The sequence below is a fragment of the Brenneria roseae subsp. roseae genome, from assembly GCF_003115845.1.
GTDB classification, from domain to species: Bacteria; Pseudomonadota; Gammaproteobacteria; order Enterobacterales; family Enterobacteriaceae; genus Brenneria; species Brenneria roseae.
Map to the genome: position 1 here is coordinate 138,334 of NZ_KZ819033.1, position 19,358 is coordinate 157,691.

Sequence of the window (19,358 nt, forward strand, 5' to 3'; positions counted from 1 at the left end):
CGGGTGATGGCGATAACGCCATCACCGTATTTCCGACCCGCCTTGTTCCAGAGGATCTTCCGGCTTCGCGGGTAAAACAATATAAATCCCTTCAAACAGCGCGCCTTTTTTATCATCGCCAAACAGCTCCACATTCAGTTGGACTCTGGCTTTGCGCCCACGAGCGAGACGATCCAAATCACCGCTTAGTGAGCCAAGATCGGCAACCGCACTTGGCCTGCCCATCACGGGTGTGCTGTAACGAATATGCGCATCAGCCAGAATAATCGTTCCGCCCAAATGCCTTTCACGCAATAGCAGCCAGATCAATCCCCAGCCTGTCAGCGTAGCAAGCGAAAACATACTCCCGGCAAACAGCGTGTGATGAGGATTCTGATTACCTGTTTCCGGCATTGTAGTAATAAATTTCTGCCCGGTGTATTGGCTGATGCGCACGCCCATTTTTTCACTCAGCGGAATACGCTCATACCAGGCCTGCTGTAACTGACCGCACCAATCCGGACGATGTAAAATATCATCCAGCGTCGCAACCGGTTTAATCATCAGAAAGTGTCGTATCGGCGTCGTCTGTGGCGCGGTGATTTCGCCCTGATTGACAAACCCCAGCTTGGCGAAGAAATCGATGGCGTCCTCACGCGCGCTGCATACTACGCGCTTTACTCCTTCCTGACGCGCCACCGACTCCAGAGTCATGGCCAGCAATGTCCCTAACCCTTTCCCCCTGACCTGCGGATGTACCGCTAAAAACCGGATTGCCGCTTCATTATCGGCATTGATAGAAAGGCGTCCAATCGCCACCAGCCGCCCTTGTTCGTCAACCACGGTCTGATGGTGCGCCAGCGCGTCATAGGCGTCGCGCTCAGAGCCAAGAGGCTGATGCAGAGGTTTACGCAGCATCTCCCAGCGGAACTGATAGTACGCATCAAGTTCTTCGGCGCTTTCAGGTACTCTCAGGTGATACATAACAATTCCCCTTTAAAACCATGCTTAATGAAAACCATGTCTCATTAAAAAATACGTCATACCTGTAACCAGAAGGTCACCGGACCATCATTAACCAATGCGACTTTCATGTCTGCGGCAAAACATCCTGTTTCCGTATGAATGGCCCGTTCACGGCACTGTCCGACAAAATACTGATAGAGACGATCGGCTTGCGCTGGCGCCGCGCCGCGGGAAAAACCGGGACGCATTCCTCTTTGGGTATCAGCCACCAGCGTAAATTGCGACACCACGAGGACACTGCCGCCGGCCTGACCGACATTAAAGTTCATTTTGCCATTTTCATCACCGAATATTCGGTAACCCAAAACCCGTTCGCAAAGCCGCTCAGCCTTTTGTTCATCATCGCCTTGCTCAACGCCCAGCAATACCAGTAATCCTTGCCCAATTTCCCCCGCAATCGCATGGTCTACGGTGACACTGGCGCTGGAAACCCGCTGAATTAACGCGATCATAGAACGTTTTCACTCCTGTTTTCATGATGTTGGCAGGCTTCATCGCAGAAAGGTACGATGAAACCGATTAACAATGGCTTACACACTGGCCGTGGCTGATCGTGTGGCGAAAAAGTCCGGGATCGCCTGACGATCGGTCACCAGAATACTGTGGATCCCCAGCGCCTGGGCAGCTGCAACATTGGCGGGGTTATCATCAAAGAAGATTGCCTGTTCCGGCGCGACGCCTTCTTGCGTCAACACATACTGATAGATAGCCGCTTCGGGCTTGCGTAAACCGATATCCTGTGACAGATAAAGGCGATCGGCCGCGTTCTCCACTTCGGGGAACAACACCGGCCAATGACCGCAGTGCAGGCGGTTGGTATTGGAAAGAATGACGACGCGATGCCCATCCTTTCGCAGCTGCTGCATGATCGCGATCGCCTCCGGACGCAATGCCACAAAAATAGCCTGCCATCCCGCGGAAAACTGCTCGAAGCTCAACGAAATACCCATTTCATGACATAGCCGTTCAGCAAATTCTTCATCACTGATTTCGCCACGTTCATGCTGTTCAAACGCTTCTCCCATGACAAAACGCTCTTTCAGCGTCGCCAGCGGCGCACTGCTGAGATTGCTCCAGACGCCTAAAACCCGGTTGAAATCAATATCGATGACGACGTTGCCCAAATCGAAGATATAAAGCATGGTCTCTCCTCCTGATATAACCGTTGGTTTTTCACTGTAGCGGGAAATCGCAAAACTGAACAGGGAGGATGAACAGGAAAAAATGAAAGCAGAGATGTAGATAAAAACGATGCGCATAAAAAAAGGCATCCGAAGATGCCCTTTTGCACAAAAGAAATCACTGACAAAAATCAGCCTTCTTTCGGGCCGCGGTTAGCACGTTTACGATCGTTTTCGGTTAGATAACGCTTACGAATACGAATCGACAGAGGCGTGACTTCAACCAGTTCATCATCATCGATAAACTCCAGCGCTTGTTCCAGAGACATTTTGATGGCTGGAACCAGCGTCGTGGCTTCATCCGTACCAGAAGCACGCATGTTGGTCAGTTTCTTACCGGTCAGACAGTTTACTGTCAGATCGTTTGAACGTGAGTGAATACCGATAATCTGGCCTTCATACACTTCAGCACCGTGTCCCAGGAACAGTTTGCCGCGATCCTGCAAACCGAACAGGGCGAATGCCACCGCTTTACCCTGACCGTTGGAGATCAGCACGCCGTTCTGGCGTTGACCGATTTCACCCGGGCGCACGTCATCGTAATGACTGAAGGTGGAATACAGCAGACCGGTACCCGACGTCATCGTCATGAATTCGGTACGAAAACCGATCAGACCGCGAGCAGGGATCAGGTAATCCAGACGAATACGGCCCTTGCCATCAGGGATCATGTCTTTAACATCACCCTTACGCTCACCCATGGCCTGCATGACCGCGCCCTGGTGCTGTTCTTCGATATCCAGCGTCACGTTCTCGAATGGCTCCTGCAAGCGGCCATCGATTTTGCGATTGATAACTTTAGGACGAGAAACCGCCAGTTCGAAACCTTCACGGCGCATGTTTTCGATCAAAACCGACAGGTGGAGTTCACCACGGCCCGACACGCGGAATGCGTCGGCGTCTTCGGTTTCTTCAACGCGCAGCGCGACGTTATGCACCAGTTCTTTGTTCAGACGTTCAAGGATCTGACGAGACGTCACATACTTCCCTTCTTTACCGCAGAACGGCGAAGTGTTGACGTTGAAGTACATGGTCACGGTCGGTTCATCAACAGACAGCGCAGGCAAGGCCTCAACCGCGTTCACATCACAGATGGTATCGGAGATGTTCAGTTCGCCCAGACCCGTGATAGCAATAATATCACCCGCTTCAGCCACCGGCGCTTCGATACGTTCCAGTCCCATATGGGTCAGAACCTTACCGACTCTACCGTTACGAGTTTTGCCTTCGCTATCAATGACAGTGACCGGCTGGTTAGGCTTAACACGACCGCGTTTGATACGGCCAATACCGATAACACCCACGTAGTTGTTATAGTCCAACTGGGAGATCTGCATCTGGAACGGCGCTTCAAGCTCTACTTTAGGCGCAGATACGTGGTCAACGATCGCCTGATACAGCGGAGTCATATCTTCCGCCATATCATTATGATCGTTACCCGCGATACCCATTAACGCTGATGCGTAAATGATAGGGAAATCCAGTTGCTCATCCGTCGCATCCAGGTTTACGAACAGGTCGAACACCTGATCGACAACCCAGTCAGGACGCGCCCCGGGACGGTCAACCTTGTTGATTACCACAATCGGTTTCAGACCATTAGCAAATGCTTTCTTGGTCACAAAACGGGTCTGCGGCATCGGGCCATCCATTGCGTCAACGACCAACAGCACCGAGTCAACCATCGACATTACACGTTCTACCTCACCGCCGAAGTCGGCGTGTCCAGGGGTGTCCACGATGTTAATGCGGTAGTCTTTCCAATTAATGGCGGTATTTTTGGCGAGGATGGTAATTCCACGCTCTTTCTCCAAATCGTTGGAGTCCATTACACGTTCGGTTGCTTCAGTACGTTCTCCGAAAGTTCCGGATTGTTGCAACAACTTATCGACCAGGGTGGTTTTCCCATGGTCAACGTGCGCAATAATGGCGATGTTACGCAAATTTTCGATCACAGCTTTGCCTCAGGCATTTAGAAATAGCGCGCTATTGTACACGTATTAATCGAGGGACTAAACAAGATCACAAGCATCTATGATAAACAACCCAATGCTGCCTGCTTTGTGATCCCTTTCACGGTGCAAAAACGCTACAAGAGTGAACCAAAGCACCAAATTGGTGCACAAGCTCACCACAAAGCACCATTTTGGTGCTATAACCTATAATGGTGCAGAGGCCTTCACGCGGAAAGCCCCTAAGAGCAACACATTGCACGCATTTAAAAAGTTGGCACACTTTTAGCTTTAGTTTACGCACGGTAACAACATCAATCCACAATGATATTCGTTCCACGACGATAAATAACAATCGGGAGAACCAAGTATGTCCGCAGAACATGTTTTGACGATGCTGAATGAACATGAAGTGAAGTTTGTTGATTTACGCTTCACCGACACCAAAGGTAAAGAACAGCACGTCACCATTCCGGCTCATCAAGTTAACGCTGACTTCTTTGAAGAAGGCAAAATGTTTGATGGTTCCTCGATTGGCGGCTGGAAAGGCATTAACGAATCCGACATGGTCTTGATGCCAGATGCGAGCACTGCCGTTATCGACCCGTTCTTTGAAGAGTCTACTCTGATTATCCGTTGCGACATTCTGGAACCAGGCACCATGCAGGGCTACGATCGCGATCCGCGCTCTATCTCCAAACGTGCTGAAGACTTCCTGCGTTCTTCCGGCATTGCCGATACGGTGCTGTTTGGGCCGGAACCAGAATTCTTCCTGTTTGATGATGTTCGCTTCGGCAGCAACATTTCCGGTTCTCACGTAGCCATTGACGATATCGAAGGTGCGTGGAACTCCGGCACGAAATACGAAGGCGGCAACAAAGGCCACCGTCCGTCAGTAAAAGGCGGTTACTTCCCGGTTCCACCAGTAGATTCTTCACAGGATCTGCGCTCTACCATGTGTCTGACCATGGAAGAAATGGGTCTGGTTGTAGAAGCACACCACCATGAAGTAGCAACCGCTGGTCAGAACGAAGTGGCTACCCGCTTCAATACCATGACCAAAAAAGCAGATGAAATTCAGATTTACAAATACGTCGTGCATAACGTTGCTCATGCGTTCGGTAAAACCGCGACCTTCATGCCAAAACCCATATTCGGTGACAACGGTTCCGGTATGCACTGCCATATGTCTTTAGCCAAAAACGGCACCAACCTGTTTGCTGGCGACAAATACGGCGGTCTGTCTGAAACTGCGCTGTTTTACATTGGCGGCATAATCAAACACGCTAAAGCTATCAACGCATTATCCAACCCGACCACCAACTCTTACAAGCGTCTGGTCCCGGGTTACGAAGCGCCAGTAATGCTGGCTTACTCCGCACGTAACCGTTCTGCGTCTATCCGTATTCCGGTTGTCGCAAGTCCGAAAGCACGTCGTATCGAAGTTCGCTTCCCGGATCCGGCGGCTAACCCATACCTGTGTTTCTCAGCGTTGCTGATGGCGGGTCTGGATGGCGTGATCAACAAAATCCATCCTGGCGATGCAATGGACAAAAACCTGTACGATCTGCCGCCGGAAGAAGCGAGTGAAATCCCAACCGTTGCAGGTTCTCTGGAAGAAGCACTGAACGCACTGGATGCAGACCGCGAGTTCCTGACCCGTGGTGGCGTGTTCACTGACGACGCTATCAATGCTTACATCGAGCTGCGCAAAGCAGAAAATGACCGTATTCGCATGACTCCGCATCCGGTTGAGTTTGAACTGTACTACAGCGTGTAATTGAAACTGCGATTAGCCGTACAGTAAAACGGTAGCCCAATCGTGCTGACGGTTAGGCTACTGACAGAATGAATCGTTAGTTTGTTTTTTGTGGCGGGCTATTCATGTCCGTCATCCCGGTAGGGGCTAACGTTACGTTAATAAAAATTTTTTCTGAAAATTTTTTGTTGCCGTGGAAACTTTTCAGCCCATCTCATGATGGGCTTTTTTCTCCACAAACTCTGAAGTTGCAACATCATATCCATCATATACACTACTATGCACCAATATGGTGCGGGAGTCTGCGTTATGGCAACAGGCACGCTGCCCGATGCTGGGCAGATCCTAAATTCTTTAATCAACAGCATTTTATTGCTGGATAGCGATCTGGCGATTCATTATTCCAACCCGGCAGCGCAACAATTATTGGCACAAAGCTCGCGTAAATTATCAGGTACGCCGTTACCTGACTTGCTGGGATATTTTTCTCTGAATATAGATTTGATGCGTGAGAGTCTGGATTCAGGGCAAGGTTTTACGGATAACGAAGTCACCATCGTCGTGGATGGTAAAGCCCATATCATGTCGCTTACCGCGCAACGGGTGCAGGGTGATTTCATTCTGCTGGAAATGGCGCCGATGGATAACCAACGTCGTCTTAGCCAGGAGCAGCTCCAGCAGGCTCAGCAACAGGCCGCCCGGGATTTGGTCAGAGGGTTGGCGCACGAGATAAAAAATCCACTGGGTGGATTACGTGGCGCCGCGCAGCTACTCTCCAAAGCCTTACCCGATCCGGCGCTGACCGAATACACCAAAGTGATCATCGAACAGGCGGATCGTCTGCGCAATCTGGTTGACCGTCTGCTTGGCCCTCAGCAGCCTGGCCTGCATGTCACCCAAAGCATCCATCAGGTTGCGGAGCGGGTATGCCAACTCGTTTCTCTGGAAAAACCGGACAACGTGACGCTGGTGAAAGATTACGATCCCAGCCTGCCTGAACTCACGCACGACCCAGATCAGATTGAACAGGTGTTACTGAACATCACGCGTAACGCGTTACAGGCATTAGGTAAGGAAGGCGGTACCATCACGTTGCGTACCCGTACCGCATTTCAGCTCACCTTACATGGTGTGCGTTATCGCCTCGCTGCACGCATTGATATTGAAGATGACGGCCCAGGTGTACCGGCTCAGTTACAGGATACGCTGTTCTATCCAATGGTCAGCGGTCGGGAAGGTGGCACAGGTTTGGGGTTGTCCATTGCACGCAGCCTTATCGATCAACATTCCGGTAAAATTGAATTTAACAGTTGGCCAGGACACACCGAATTCTCGGTCTACCTGCCCATTCGCCAGTGAGGTTCACAATGCAACGAGGGATAGTCTGGATTGTCGATGACGATAGCTCCATCCGTTGGGTGCTCGAACGTGCGCTCACTGGTGCGGGTTTAACCTGTGCGACGTTTGATAACGGAAACCAGGCTCTGCATGCGTTGGCAACACAAACGCCAGACGTACTGTTGTCCGATATCCGTATGCCGGGAATGGATGGGCTGGCATTATTGCAGCAAATAAAACAACGTCATCCTATGTTACCGGTCATCATTATGACTGCGCATTCCGATCTGGACGCAGCCGTCAGCGCCTATCAGCAAGGCGCATTTGATTACCTTCCAAAACCTTTTGATATCGACGAAGCGGTCGCGCTGGTCGAACGAGCCATCAGTCACTATCTGGAACAGCAGCAGCCCGTTCGTAGTCAACCGATCAACGGCCCGACAACGGATATCATTGGTGAAGCGCCTGCAATGCAGGATGTGTTTCGGATCATTGGCCGTCTGTCACGTTCTTCCATCAGCGTGCTGATCAACGGAGAATCCGGTACCGGTAAAGAACTCGTTGCCCATGCTCTGCACCGCCATAGTCCGCGGGCCAAGGCACCTTTTATCGCCCTGAACATGGCGGCAATTCCAAAGGATTTGATCGAATCAGAATTGTTTGGCCATGAGAAAGGCGCATTTACCGGCGCTAATCAAATTCGTCAGGGACGCTTCGAGCAGGCCGATGGCGGTACGCTGTTTCTGGATGAAATCGGCGATATGCCGCTCGATGTCCAGACTCGTTTATTGCGCGTATTGGCTGACGGTCAGTTTTATCGGGTTGGTGGCTACGCCGCGGTTAAAGTGGATGTGCGAATTATTGCAGCGACGCACCAAAACCTTGAACTGCGGGTACAGGAAGGAAAGTTTCGTGAAGACCTTTTTCACCGTCTGAATGTTATTCGTGTTCACCTGCCACCGCTGCGTGAACGCCGTGAGGATATTCCTCGTCTGGCGCGCTACTTTTTGCAGGCGACGGCCAAAGAACTGGGCGTGGAACCGAAAAATCTGCATCCGGAAACAGAAACGGCACTCACCCGCCTGCCCTGGCCGGGCAACGTGCGGCAACTGGAAAACACCTGTCGCTGGTTGACGGTCATGGCGGCTGGTCAGGAAGTGCTGATTCAGGATTTGCCACCAGAGTTATTTGAAACCACCGCTCCCGATTCCACCGTTCATATGTTGCCAGACAGTTGGGCAACCCTATTGGCACAGTGGGCAGATCGGGCATTGCGTTCCGGTCATCAAAATCTGTTGGCAGAAGCGCAACCCGAAATGGAAAGAACCTTGCTCACCACCGCGCTGCGGCATACACAGGGACATAAGCAGGAAGCGGCCCGCTTATTGGGATGGGGAAGAAATACCCTTACGCGCAAGCTGAAAGAACTGGGAATGGAGTAATCAAGGCTTGCACATCTATTTTGTGCAAGCACTTTCACCGTAGCGCAAGGATAGCGGTATCGCATCTAACCGTCAGGCGGCCCCCAAAACACCGCCGCCATGGGTGATCCAGAAACACACTCGTGCTACTTCGGAAAGCAGCTGGTGACAAGCTGTGAAAATTAGCGTGAAAAATACAATCTGGCGCACGAAATTGTCATAAATTTGTTCTTTACTTGCCGTTGGCCAGCAGTATGATCATGTCGCTGATTCGGGAGGAGTATCATGCTGGATTCATTAATTTCCATAGTGACACACAGCGCTGAAATAAGCTCTGCTGCGAGCCATTCACCGCAAACAGCGATTGCCGCTGTCCTGTGCGCCGCTTTGATCAACTTCTTTAGTTAACACACCGCCATCTCAATGCCGGTGTTCTCACTAAAAGTAAAAAAACGCCTGAAGCGTTTTTAAATGCCATTTATGGCGGCCCTTAGGGCGGCGAGCAGAATGCCCGCCATAAAATGTGGCTGTTTTTTTATTAGATCACCCGAGAAAATTGCTGCGTCCGTATTTTATCCCGCAGGTAACTATCGAAACACATGCAGATATTACGGATCAACAGACGCCCTTTCGGCGTAACCGCAATCCCGGCTTCCTGCATATCCACCAGCCCATCAGCCGCTAATGGTGCCAACTGCTGCAAATCCTGCGCAAAATAGGACTGAAAATCGATACCGTAATCCGCTTCAATTGCCTGATAGCTTAGCTGGAAATTACAAATCAGCGTCTTGATGACATCACGCCGGATGCAATCATCCTGCGTCAGTTGCAATCCACGCCACAACGCATTTCCTGAATCCCTGACCTGAGCATAATAGCGTTTCAGTTCCTTCTGATTTTGGGCATAACTATCACCGATCATACTAATCGCCGATACCCCCATGCCCAGCAAATCGCTATCTCCCTGGGTTGTGTAGCCCTGGAAATTACGATGCAGCGTTCCCGCCCGCTGCGCCACCGCCAGTTCATCATCTGGACGTGCAAAGTGATCCATACCAATAAACTGGTAACCTGATTGCGTCAGGGTGCTGATTGTCTGCTGCAAAATCTCCATCTTCTGTTCTGCATCCGGCAAATCAGCCTCTTTGATTTTCCGCTGAGCCGCAAACAAGCCGGGTAAATGCGCATAGTTAAACACACTGAGCCGGTGTGGGTTCAGTTCAGCGACACGCTGTAGCGTAAATGCAAAACTTTCAGGGGTCTGCTTTGGCAAGCCATAAATCAGATCAATATTGGTTGACGTAAAACCCAGAGATTTCGCTCGCGCGATCAATGCAAAAATGAAATCTTCATCCTGTTCACGATTGACCAGATTCTGTACTTCTTTATTAAAATCCTGTACCCCCATGCTCAGGCGATTAAATCCTTCGGCGCGCAGGTGATCGAGAACATCCAGCTCAATTTCACGAGGATCAACTTCCAGCGACAGCTCGGCCTGAGTTGAAAAAGAATATTGCTCACGCAGCAGCCGCATCAAGCGACTAATCTGCGATTTATTCAAATAGGTCGGCGTACCGCCTCCCCAATGCATTTGCGTCACCGTTCGTCCGGCAAACAACGGAGCCCGCTGGCGGATTTCTTGTTCCAGCACATCAAGGTATTCATCCGCTTTATGCTGCTGGCGCGTGACCAGCTTATTACAGCCGCAGAAATAGCATAGACGGTGGCAAAATGGGATATGGACATATAGCGAGAGCGCTCGCTGTGGATAACGCGCAATAGCCTGCCGAAAAGCAGGCTCATCGAACTGTTCACTGAACTCCAGCGCTGTGGGATAAGACGTGTAACGGGGCCCGGAATAGTTATATTTTTGAATCAGGGCTAAATCCCAATCAACTGACTGTACGGACATGCTGCTCACTCCTTCCTGTCTTTGTTATTGGCCAAATCCTTGCCCTCCCTCTACGGGGTCGCCGGAAACTTACCCTTTTACGGATCGTTTAAAAACGCTCCCGGCGTTTTTTTATTCGTCTCATCCCTGAGACTCACCCTAAGGGCCGCCACCAGTGGCGTTTAAAAACGCTCCCGGCGTTTTTTTATTCGTCTCATCCCTGAGACTCACCCTAAGGGCCGCCACCAGTGGCGTTTAAAAACGCTCCCGGCGTTTTTTTCTTGGGCGTATCAATGGCGATCGGCCATTCATAACTGCACGATGTAATCGGTTTTTCCGTTTCGACAGGAGCCAGAGTTTACCTAACAGGCAAACCAGATAAAACGTAACCAGCAATACCAGTAACAGAAACAGCAATTTCATCGATTAGAATGCATCTTTCGGGTTATTGCGCTTCAGAAGTTGCAGCATATCTTCCTGTTGCTCTTCTTCGTCATCCCCCAGTTCAATACCAAGCTGCTCCATCAACATATCAATACGATCCAGCGTTTCATCAACCCAGGATTGCTCTTTGGCACTCAGCGTTTCTCCGTTATCCAGACGATCCAGCAGCGCATCCAAACGAGTATCGTTTTCCAGCATCGCCAGTTCTTCTTCGGGCGACATGGCGGCAGGTGTTACCGGTTCTTTGACTGCTCGGGTGACAGATTTGGATTTTGCAGATACGGTTTCCTGAATCCCCAACGGAATCGGTTTTTTACTACCTATGCGTGGATCGGCAGCGTTACGCTGTCCGGCAGTTCCATTTGACGGACCTTTTTCCTGAGCACGGCTTCCAGCTACATGACCACGGTGTTTTTTCTGACGTTTCCTGTCACGTGCTTCCCGATCCAGCTCTTCGCGGGTTTTTCTTTTGATTTTGGGTTTGGCGGACCCTTTAACTGATTGGCTCATAATGTTGTTCTCAGGTACACAGGTGAAGGTAATTGCGGCGGAATCTAGCAGAAAGCCCGACAATAAAAAAGTACTCACATAGACTGATGATGGTTTTCATTATTTCAGACTTGAATATAGGCTATACCCATTGCCTTTCAAGGTGCAAGGAAGCCGCCCATCGAATGTCTCTCTCGTCACATCGCGAACCGCGACGACCAGATACGCGAGGCAATCCAGCACATCAGGAACCAGATTTCGGCACAGATAAAGCCGCCTTTATTGTCAGTTACAGGTATAATCCCCAACCTGACTCGATCCAGACAGAGATAATCATTGTGACCCAGCAATATAACTACCACATGACGCATTTTGTCATCAGCGCCCCGGATATTCGCCACCTGGCAACAGATAGCGGTATTGAAGTTGCCTTTGCTGGGCGCTCTAACGCCGGAAAATCCAGCGCGCTGAACACGCTGACCAATCAAAAAAACCTGGCGCGTACCAGTAAAACACCGGGAAGAACGCAGCTCATCAACCTGTTTGAAGTTGTGGCAGGCGTTCGTTTGGTGGACTTACCCGGTTACGGTTATGCCGATGTGCCGGAAGCCATGAAACTCAAGTGGCAACGCTCGCTGGGCGAATATCTTCAGAAGCGTAATAGTCTGAAAGGCCTGGTGATACTGATGGATATCCGCCACCCGCTGAAAGATCTCGATCAACAAATGCTATTGTGGGCAGTTGATGCACAGCTTCCCGTTCTGGTTCTGCTGACCAAAGCGGACAAATTGGCATCTGGCGCACGTAAAGCTCAACTTGATATGGTACGTGAAGCGGTATTGCCATTTATGGGTGATATTCAGGTGGAAGCCTTTTCTTCACTGAAGAAACTGGGCGTTGAGAAATTACGTCAGAAGCTTGATAGCTGGTTCAGCTCGTTGCCATCTATCGATGAGGAAGAAGAACAGAAAAGCGAGTAATTCCTGTTTCCTGCCAATCCTGAACTGCCCCAATAAAAAATTTCCGGGAAATATTTTCAACGTCGCTTGTGACGGGCTGAACGTCCGTCATAAAAAAACGCGGGGGAGCGTTATAAACGCCACTGGTGGCGGGCTCATAGGGGTGAGCTTCAGGAATGAGACGAATAAAAAACGCCCCAGTCAAAAATGACCGGGGCGGCTAATATTCAGCCAAATCCGATTACGTGAAGTAAAAGGTCTGAAAGATAGAACATCTTACCTCTGTACCCTACGTCTTTAACTCTACCCTATTTTTTCGTCGGAACAAAGGTTTTTTTGTTGTTTACTTTCATAAAAATTGGCAACCAGCTACACAAAGTCAAACCAGGTCACACTATCCTGTTATTTTATTACAGAAATATATGACCCAACCTGGCTTAATGCGCTTCATCCCAGTTCATACCGGTTCCAATATCAACTCGCAACGGTACGTTAAGCTGCATGCATCCTTCCATTAACTCTCTGATTTTGTTTTTAGATGCTTCCAAAACGGAATCATGGATCTCAAAAACCAATTCATCGTGAACCTGCATGATCATATTCACGAGCGGTTTCTCTTGTTGTAACCAATCGTCAATCGCGATCATCGCTTTCTTGATAATATCGGCCGCAGTCCCCTGCATCGGCGCATTGATGGCCGCTCGCTCTGCCGCCTTACGGGCTATTGCATTACGCGAATTAATGTCCGGCAGATAAAGACGACGACCATCCAAGGTAGAAACATAGCCCTGCTCGGTGGCCTGCTGGCGGGTACGATCCATATATTCCTGAACACCAGGGTAACGTTCGAAATACAGATTCATGTATTTCTGCGATTCATAACGAGGAATATTCAACTGGCGCGACAGCCCAAACGCACTCATACCGTATATCAGGCCAAAGTTAATGGCTTTTGCACTGCGACGCTGTTCAGACGTTATCTTATCCAGCGCAATGCCAAATACTTCCGAAGCGGTAGCACGATGAATATCCAGCCCATCAGAGAACGCTTTCAATAGACCCTTATCGCCGGAAAGATGCGCCATAATACGAAGCTCAATCTGCGAATAGTCCGCGGCAACAATGCTGTATCCCTTCGGTGCAATAAAAGCCTGGCGAATACGCCGCCCTTCTTCATTACGCACCGGAATGTTTTGCAAGTTGGGATCGCTGGAAGACAGGCGGCCGGTAGCCGTCACCGCCTGATGATAAGAAGTATGCACACGCTTGGTTGCCGGGTTAATCATCAACGGCAGCTTGTCGGTGTAGGTAGATTTCAGTTTCGCCAGTCCGCGATACTCAAGAATCAATTTTGGCAAAGGGTAATCCAATGCCAGCTCAGCCAGCACTTCTTCATTGGTAGAAGGCGCGCCTTTCGGCGTTTTTTTCAGGATCGGCAGCTTTTGCTTTTCGTACAAAATGCCTTGCAACTGCTTTGTCGACGACAAGTTAAACTCTTCACCCGCCAATTCGTAAGCCTGGGTTTCCAATTCAGCCAGACGAACTGTCAGCTCTTTAGAGTGTTCGGACAGAATGCCAGGATCAATCAGCACGCCAGTTCGTTCCATTCGGGATAACACGGGCACCAACGGCATATCAATGGTCTGAAACACCTGACGAAGTTCAGCATGTTGCTGTAATTGCTCCCACAGTTTCTGGTGCAAATGTAATGTGACATCCGCATCCTCCGCCGCATAAGGCCCCGCTTGTTCCAGTGCGATTTGATTAAATGTCAGTTGGTTCTTGCCTTTGCCGGCAATCTCTTCAAAGGTAATTGTTTTATGACTCAGATGGCGTTCAGCAAGGCTATCCATATCGTGACGCCCGGCAACGCTATCCAGAACATAAGATTCGAGCATGGTATCAAACGCGATTCCTCGCAGCTCGATGTCATAACGTTTCATCACGCCTTTATCGAATTTAAGGTTCTGACCAACCTTTAAGCTTTTTTCATCTTCCAACAGCGGCTTAAGCAAGGCCAATACCCAATCGCGATCCAGCTGCTCCGGCGCATCCAGATAATCATGAGCCAATGGAAGATAAGCGGCTTCCCCTGGTTTTACCGAAAATGAAAGCCCAATGAGGTTGGCGGTTAATGTATCCAACCCATCGGTTTCGGTATCAAAAGCAAAAACGTCGGCATTTTTTAAACGTTCAATCCATTCCAGCAGCGTCTTTTCATCCAGGATGGTGACATAGCCATCAGCAGAAAGTACCGGCGCTGTTTCAGGCTTATCAATATGTTTCTCAGCCGCTTTGATCGCTTTCGGCGCAGGTGAGTGGCTCTTTTTACCTTGCAACCATGTGCCGGATTCAATATCCGCTAACCAACGCTTGAATTCATAGTGGGAAAATAAACGATGCAGTTCATCAACATCCGGTTCATTGACCGTTAACTGCCCGCAGCTCAGGTCAAGCTCAACATCTGTTTTAATGGTGGCAAGCTGATAGGAAAGGTACGCAATTTCTTTATTTTGCTCGAGCTTAGGCGCCATGGTTTTAGCACCGCGGAATGAAAGCCCGGCGATCTTATCCAGATTGGCATACAACATATCCAGACCGCCGCCGATGCCCTGCAATAACGCTTGCGCCGTCTTCTCTCCAATACCGGGGACACCAGGAATGTTATCGGATGAATCTCCCATTAACGCCAGGAAATCGATAATCAATGCCGGTGGAATACCATATTTATCACACACCTCCTGCGGGCCCAGGATGGTGTTGTTCATGGTGTTGATGAGCGTTATATTCGGCGTAACCAACTGCGCCATATCTTTATCGCCGGTACTAATCAGTACTGGCGTTCCGTTTTTTTCAGCCTGCAAAGCCAGCGTACCAATCACATCGTCGGCTTCCACACCGGAAACCGCAAGCAATGGTAATCCCATGGCCTTCACCATCTGGTGCAAAGGTTCAATCTGTTCGCGCAAATCATCCGGCATTGGTGGACGATGTGCCTTGTAGTTCTCGAACAACTCATCACGGAACGTTTTACCTTTGGCATCAAACACCACCGCGACATGACTGGGGCGATATTGCAGCAGCAAGCTGCGCAGCATGTTTAATACGCCATACATCGCACCGGTTGGTTCTCCTGCGCTATTGGTTAACGGAGGAAACGCATGATAAGCACGGTACAAATAAGATGAGCCGTCTACCAGAATGAATGGGTTTTCTGCAATCTGAGCCATAGCCTGCTGTAATCTTTGTTATCTGTCATGACGCTAAGCATGCCATAGCTGAAGGAAAGAGACGATCCTTAACGTGAGGTATTCATCATTTTTGCATGGATCATCGCAAGATCTCCCTGTGGATAAGTTTGTGAATAGAATTGAAAAGTTAATTATCCATAGATCCCCTGGAAAAATTGATTCTATTTATATCCATATTATTCATGCAGTTAAAATAATTTTGATTATTAGCAAGGATCGGTAAAAGATAATCCATTTTGTGGATATAAATTAATCGATAGCATATTGATGAAATTACAGTGTATTTGTTTGAGAGATAAAAAGACGAGGCCTAAAGAATAAAACCACGCTGATTCATCAGCGTGGTTTATTTACCGTTTATTTCTTATCGATAAGAAATTTTACAACATCAGCATACTGTTTTACGTAGGCATCCATTGAGCTGGTATCCAGACCATCATTCTTAATCATGTATTTGCCATTAACAAACGTAGCTGGAACGCCACGTAATTGTAAATCTGCCGCGGCTTTTTCCTGTTGAGCAACCAAGGATTTCACAACAAAACTATTTAATGCACCGTCAAATTCTTCCGCACTAACACCCGCGCTGATAAAAACGTTACGAATATCGTCAGGATTTTGTACGGTCTGCGTTTTCTGAACCGCATCAAACATCAAGGGACTGACTTTTTCTTCCACGCCCAACGCCATGGCCACAGCCCAAGCCTGAGTCAGGTTTTTACCCAACGGACCTAAAAAATCCACATGATAGCGAGTTATTTTTGTCCCGGCAGGCAGCGCTTTTTTTACTGCTTCAGGTATATGGTAAACCTGCTCAAATTGATAACAATGCGGGCAATAAAATGAGAAGAATTCAAGAACCTGGGGTTCCTGAGTTGCAGATTTATCCAATTCGACAAATTGTTTACCATTGGAGAATTCAGCCGCCGAAACACTAAATGACAGAACGACACCAATCAGCGCAAGCCATAAATTTTTCATAAAATACACTCTCTCCATTTAATTTCAGTACATTGGCATTAGCTGTAAAGGAGGCTCCTGTAACAGCTTAACCTGTTCGGTAAATATTGATATCTGCTTAAGCCAGAAATCTGCATCAGTCATCCAAGGGAAATTTCGAGGAAAAGCGGGATCTTTCCAACGGCGAGCAACCCAGGCCAGATAATAGATCTGCCTCATCGCGCGTAGAGGTTCGATTAATGCCAACTGATCATCCTGAAATTCAGCAAATTCACTGTAAGCCTCCAACAGAATATCCAGCTGTATGCGTTGTTCATGGCGCTCGCCATGCAGCAACATCCATAAATCCTGTATTGCCGGACCATTACGTGCATCATCCAGATCCACAAACAGCGGGCCATCACGCCACAAAATATTGCCCGGATGACAATCACCATGCAAACGCAGCGAATGCCAATCGGTACGCCAATAAATCGCGATAGTATCAATCAGCTTTCTGGTTGCCTGTAAAAAAGCATTTCGATGTGTTTTCGGTATTAATGGGCAGCGTTCCAATAGTTGATAAGGCTCATGCAAATACTCATTCAAGCCGATAGTTGGTCGCTCTGAAAAAGAAGATTTACTGCCCGTCTGATGAATTCGGCCTAAGAATCGACCAACCCATTCCAGCTGTTCTTCATTATCCATTTCATATTGCCGCCCGCCGACACTAGGAAAAACGGCAAAATAAAATCCTTCATAACGATGCAAAGTACGACCATTCAGCATTAACGGCGCGACAATAGGGACTTCATCTTCAGCAAGTTCGCTGGCAAACGTATGTTCTTCGAGAATTTGCGCTTCCGTCCACCGCTCCGGACGGTAAAACTTCACCACAAATCGCTTCCGTTCTTCATCAGTAAACTGATATACCCGGTTTTCATAGCTGTTTAAAGCGGTCAAACCTGAATCTACACGCAATCCGGTATCCAGCAATGCATCCATGATTAATTCAGGGAACAACGTCTGAAAATTAAAAACTGAGCTGTTCATAACAACCACTATCAGTATGTAAGATAAATATGTGCACTTATCGGCACCAGGAGCACGTTACTTTTTGACCGTATTAATCTTTAATAACGCCACGCGCACGAAGTAATGCGGTTTTGAAATCTTCTTCATAATCTTTTTTCAAACCAGGAATCACCTGTGCTTTATCTGAGTCGCGCATTTTCAGATGGTAAATAAGGATATCATCAGTCAGCTCACTAAACTGCCCCTCGAACCCCGCCTCCTGTGCAAGTTTTTGTAAAAATTGGACAAGATTTAAATCAGGCTCTTTTTGCCAGGCTGGGTGTAACAGTTCGACCAGTTCATTAACGCGATGACATTTCATTTTTTTATCCTCAAAAAGTAAATACTATGACAAAAATAACAGTCTTGGCTGTATGTGGAAAGAACTTGGTCTTCAGTAAAAGTTTTCAGAAAATGACATATGACTCAGGTAACAGGGGTAAAAAATGATCACGGGCGTCATTCTGGCGGGTGGGCAGTCAACGCGAATGGGCGGTAACGACAAAGGACTGGTGGAACTTCGTGGCATACCGTTATACCAGCATGTTCTCAGCCGTCTGAAAAATCAGGTTGATGACATCATTATTAGCGCCAATCGTAATCTATCCGCTTACCAACAAAGTGGATACCGGGTCGTTAGCGACATTGAGAAAGGCTTTGCCGGCCCATTGGCTGGCATCCTTACCGGCATGCAGGTGTCGGCATCAGAGTGGATTGTTTTTGTTCCCTGTGATGTTCCAGGGCTCCCGCTGGATCTTGTCCATCGGCTATGGAAAGAGAAAGAGGGGAACAATGCGGTCTACGTAACAGATGGGCGCCGAGATCATCCGACACTATTGTTAATCAACCGATGTCTTATCGAGCCCTTAAAAACCTATCTTCATAATGGAGATCGCAAATTGATGCTTTTTATCGAACAGATAGGCGCTAAAGCAGTTTCATTTGCCGATCAGCCCAACGCATTCCTTAACCTGAACTCACCGGAAGACTTATCCAATTGGCAGAGACACCAGAATGAATGTTAATCATCCCCCCCTGCTTGCTGTTACAGCCTATAGCGGTACAGGAAAAACAACGCTACTAAAACAAGTTATCCCGCTTTTGGTAAAAAAGGGCATCAGGGTGGGCCTAATCAAGCATACACACCATCAAATGGATATTGATACCCCAGGTAAAGACAGCTATGAGTTACGTAAGGCTGGAGCCGCACAGACCATCGTGGCAAGTAACCAGCGGTGGGCGTTGATGACAGAAACGCCAAAGCAGGAAGATCCTGATTTATATGAATTAGCCAGCAAAATGGATACTTCTGCTCTTGATCTGGTTTTGGTTGAAGGATTCAAACATGAAAAGATCGCCAAGATCGTTTTATTTCGTCAGTCTTTAGGTCGAGAACTTGCTAATTTGTTTGACGAACATGTGATTGCTATTGCTTCAGACACAAAAATAGCAACCGCCACGCTTCCACAATTAGACCTTAATCAACCCCAAGAAGTCGCTCTGTTTATCTCTCGGTGGTTATCCAGGCAAAAATAGGAAAGATGGTTTTACCAGACTAGCGCGAGAATCTATTAAAAACAAAAGGCCCAGTCTTTCGACTGAGCCTTTTGCTTAATTTGATGCCTGGCAGTTCCCTACTCTCACATGGGGAGACC

General features: G+C 48.5%; 18 protein-coding genes. 7 read left to right on the top strand and 11 right to left on the bottom strand.

What is annotated here, in order from left to right; all coding sequences use genetic code 11:
* Positions 1 to 21: 21 nt before the first annotated feature.
* The 4 genes from fabY to typA all read right to left on the bottom strand — a co-directional run bounded on the left by fabY (position 22) and on the right by typA (position 4,141).
* The gene (gene fabY / locus DDT52_RS16040; protein ID WP_136157245.1) at positions 22 to 963 is read right to left on the bottom strand and encodes a fatty acid biosynthesis protein FabY; all 942 of its coding nucleotides are present in this window, start codon (positions 961 to 963) and stop codon (positions 22 to 24) included.
* Between the two features lie 56 nt (positions 964 to 1,019).
* Positions 1,020 to 1,457, bottom strand: coding sequence for a D-aminoacyl-tRNA deacylase (dtd, locus tag DDT52_RS16045; protein ID WP_136157246.1), 438 nt, complete (start codon positions 1,455 to 1,457; stop codon positions 1,020 to 1,022).
* A 78-nt stretch (positions 1,458 to 1,535) separates the two neighbouring features.
* On the bottom strand, positions 1,536 to 2,147 hold the full coding sequence (gene yihX / locus DDT52_RS16050; protein WP_136157247.1) for a glucose-1-phosphatase: 612 nt from the start codon (positions 2,145 to 2,147) through the stop codon (positions 1,536 to 1,538).
* Between the two features lie 170 nt (positions 2,148 to 2,317).
* On the bottom strand, positions 2,318 to 4,141 hold the full coding sequence (gene typA, locus DDT52_RS16055; RefSeq protein WP_136157248.1) for a ribosome-dependent GTPase TypA: 1,824 nt from the start codon (positions 4,139 to 4,141) through the stop codon (positions 2,318 to 2,320).
* Positions 4,142 to 4,508: 367 nt separating this feature from the next.
* Between typA and glnA the strand changes: the two genes are divergently transcribed.
* The 4 genes from glnA to DDT52_RS16075 all read left to right on the top strand — a co-directional run bounded on the left by glnA (position 4,509) and on the right by DDT52_RS16075 (position 9,064).
* Positions 4,509 to 5,918 carry a glutamate--ammonia ligase gene (gene glnA, locus DDT52_RS16060; protein ID WP_109055175.1) on the top strand — a complete coding sequence of 470 codons (1,410 nt, stop codon included), beginning with the start codon at positions 4,509 to 4,511 and terminating at the stop codon, positions 5,916 to 5,918.
* Between the two features lie 288 nt (positions 5,919 to 6,206).
* Positions 6,207 to 7,256, top strand: a complete 1,050-nt coding sequence (glnL, locus tag DDT52_RS16065; RefSeq protein WP_109055174.1) for a nitrogen regulation protein NR(II) — start codon at positions 6,207 to 6,209, stop codon at positions 7,254 to 7,256.
* 8 nt (positions 7,257 to 7,264) lie between these two features.
* Positions 7,265 to 8,677, top strand: coding sequence for a nitrogen regulation protein NR(I) (gene glnG / locus DDT52_RS16070; RefSeq protein ID WP_109055173.1), 1,413 nt, complete (start codon positions 7,265 to 7,267; stop codon positions 8,675 to 8,677).
* 264 nt (positions 8,678 to 8,941) lie between these two features.
* The gene (locus tag DDT52_RS16075) at positions 8,942 to 9,064 is read left to right on the top strand and encodes a YshB family small membrane protein (protein WP_136157249.1); all 123 of its coding nucleotides are present in this window, start codon (positions 8,942 to 8,944) and stop codon (positions 9,062 to 9,064) included.
* A 130-nt stretch (positions 9,065 to 9,194) separates the two neighbouring features.
* Here the strand turns inward: DDT52_RS16075 and hemN are convergent, their stop codons facing one another.
* Together hemN and yihI are read right to left on the bottom strand one after the other, a co-directional pair.
* Positions 9,195 to 10,568, bottom strand: coding sequence for an oxygen-independent coproporphyrinogen III oxidase (hemN, locus tag DDT52_RS16080; RefSeq protein WP_136157250.1), 1,374 nt, complete (start codon positions 10,566 to 10,568; stop codon positions 9,195 to 9,197).
* A 405-nt stretch (positions 10,569 to 10,973) separates the two neighbouring features.
* Positions 10,974 to 11,501, bottom strand: a complete 528-nt coding sequence (gene yihI / locus DDT52_RS16085; RefSeq protein ID WP_136157251.1) for a Der GTPase-activating protein YihI — start codon at positions 11,499 to 11,501, stop codon at positions 10,974 to 10,976.
* Between the two features lie 341 nt (positions 11,502 to 11,842).
* On the opposite strand from yihI, the gene yihA reads away from it, so the two are divergent.
* Positions 11,843 to 12,460: a ribosome biogenesis GTP-binding protein YihA/YsxC gene (gene yihA / locus DDT52_RS16090; RefSeq protein ID WP_247595558.1), complete on the top strand. Its 618-nt coding sequence runs from the start codon at positions 11,843 to 11,845 to the stop codon at positions 12,458 to 12,460.
* Positions 12,461 to 12,666: 206 nt separating this feature from the next.
* On the opposite strand, the gene spfP is transcribed toward yihA, so the two are convergent.
* The 5 genes from spfP to DDT52_RS16110 form a co-directional block, all read right to left on the bottom strand.
* The gene (gene spfP / locus DDT52_RS21540) at positions 12,667 to 12,714 is read right to left on the bottom strand and encodes a small protein SpfP (protein WP_071892919.1); all 48 of its coding nucleotides are present in this window, start codon (positions 12,712 to 12,714) and stop codon (positions 12,667 to 12,669) included.
* Between the two features lie 162 nt (positions 12,715 to 12,876).
* Entirely contained in the window at positions 12,877 to 15,669 is a 2,793-nt protein-coding gene (gene polA / locus DDT52_RS16095) for a DNA polymerase I (protein WP_136157253.1), read from the bottom strand.
* 378 nt (positions 15,670 to 16,047) lie between these two features.
* Positions 16,048 to 16,671, bottom strand: coding sequence for a thiol:disulfide interchange protein DsbA (gene dsbA, locus DDT52_RS16100; protein WP_109055168.1), 624 nt, complete (start codon positions 16,669 to 16,671; stop codon positions 16,048 to 16,050).
* Positions 16,672 to 16,695: 24 nt separating this feature from the next.
* On the bottom strand, positions 16,696 to 17,682 hold the full coding sequence (locus DDT52_RS16105) for a serine/threonine protein kinase (RefSeq protein ID WP_136157254.1): 987 nt from the start codon (positions 17,680 to 17,682) through the stop codon (positions 16,696 to 16,698).
* A 73-nt stretch (positions 17,683 to 17,755) separates the two neighbouring features.
* On the bottom strand, positions 17,756 to 18,025 hold the full coding sequence (locus DDT52_RS16110) for a YihD family protein (protein WP_109055166.1): 270 nt from the start codon (positions 18,023 to 18,025) through the stop codon (positions 17,756 to 17,758).
* Between the two features lie 124 nt (positions 18,026 to 18,149).
* Between DDT52_RS16110 and mobA the strand changes: the two genes are divergently transcribed.
* Together mobA and mobB are read left to right on the top strand one after the other, a co-directional pair.
* Positions 18,150 to 18,728 (top strand): molybdenum cofactor guanylyltransferase MobA, encoded by a 579-nt coding sequence (mobA, locus tag DDT52_RS16115; RefSeq protein ID WP_136157255.1) that lies wholly within the window; start codon positions 18,150 to 18,152, stop codon positions 18,726 to 18,728.
* Positions 18,718 to 19,239: a molybdopterin-guanine dinucleotide biosynthesis protein MobB gene (gene mobB / locus DDT52_RS16120; RefSeq protein WP_136157256.1), complete on the top strand. Its 522-nt coding sequence runs from the start codon at positions 18,718 to 18,720 to the stop codon at positions 19,237 to 19,239. Before mobA ends, mobB begins: the two co-directional genes overlap by 11 nt.
* Positions 19,240 to 19,358 lie beyond the last annotated feature (119 nt).

What these genes read in the sequence shown, in the direction of transcription:
- glnG (WP_109055173.1), top strand. Translation starts at nt 7,265, where the DNA reads ATGCAACGAGGGATAGTCTGGATTGTCGATGACGATAGCTCCATCCGT.
- yihA (WP_247595558.1), top strand. Translation starts at nt 11,843, where the DNA reads ATGACGCATTTTGTCATCAGCGCCCCGGATATTCGCCACCTGGCAACA.
- glnA (WP_109055175.1), top strand. Translation starts at nt 4,509, where the DNA reads ATGTCCGCAGAACATGTTTTGACGATGCTGAATGAACATGAAGTGAAG.
- glnL (WP_109055174.1), top strand. Translation starts at nt 6,207, where the DNA reads ATGGCAACAGGCACGCTGCCCGATGCTGGGCAGATCCTAAATTCTTTA.
- dsbA (WP_109055168.1), bottom strand. Translation starts at nt 16,671, where the DNA reads ATGAAAAATTTATGGCTTGCGCTGATTGGTGTCGTTCTGTCATTTAGT.
- yihX (WP_136157247.1), bottom strand. Translation starts at nt 2,147, where the DNA reads ATGCTTTATATCTTCGATTTGGGCAACGTCGTCATCGATATTGATTTC.
- DDT52_RS16105 (WP_136157254.1), bottom strand. Translation starts at nt 17,682, where the DNA reads ATGAACAGCTCAGTTTTTAATTTTCAGACGTTGTTCCCTGAATTAATC.
- mobA (WP_136157255.1), top strand. Translation starts at nt 18,150, where the DNA reads ATGATCACGGGCGTCATTCTGGCGGGTGGGCAGTCAACGCGAATGGGC.
- dtd (WP_136157246.1), bottom strand. Translation starts at nt 1,457, where the DNA reads ATGATCGCGTTAATTCAGCGGGTTTCCAGCGCCAGTGTCACCGTAGAC.
- fabY (WP_136157245.1), bottom strand. Translation starts at nt 963, where the DNA reads ATGTATCACCTGAGAGTACCTGAAAGCGCCGAAGAACTTGATGCGTAC.
- DDT52_RS16110 (WP_109055166.1), bottom strand. Translation starts at nt 18,025, where the DNA reads ATGAAATGTCATCGCGTTAATGAACTGGTCGAACTGTTACACCCAGCC.
- hemN (WP_136157250.1), bottom strand. Translation starts at nt 10,568, where the DNA reads ATGTCCGTACAGTCAGTTGATTGGGATTTAGCCCTGATTCAAAAATAT.
- DDT52_RS16075 (WP_136157249.1), top strand. Translation starts at nt 8,942, where the DNA reads ATGCTGGATTCATTAATTTCCATAGTGACACACAGCGCTGAAATAAGC.
- yihI (WP_136157251.1), bottom strand. Translation starts at nt 11,501, where the DNA reads ATGAGCCAATCAGTTAAAGGGTCCGCCAAACCCAAAATCAAAAGAAAA.
- mobB (WP_136157256.1), top strand. Translation starts at nt 18,718, where the DNA reads ATGAATGTTAATCATCCCCCCCTGCTTGCTGTTACAGCCTATAGCGGT.
- polA (WP_136157253.1), bottom strand. Translation starts at nt 15,669, where the DNA reads ATGGCTCAGATTGCAGAAAACCCATTCATTCTGGTAGACGGCTCATCT.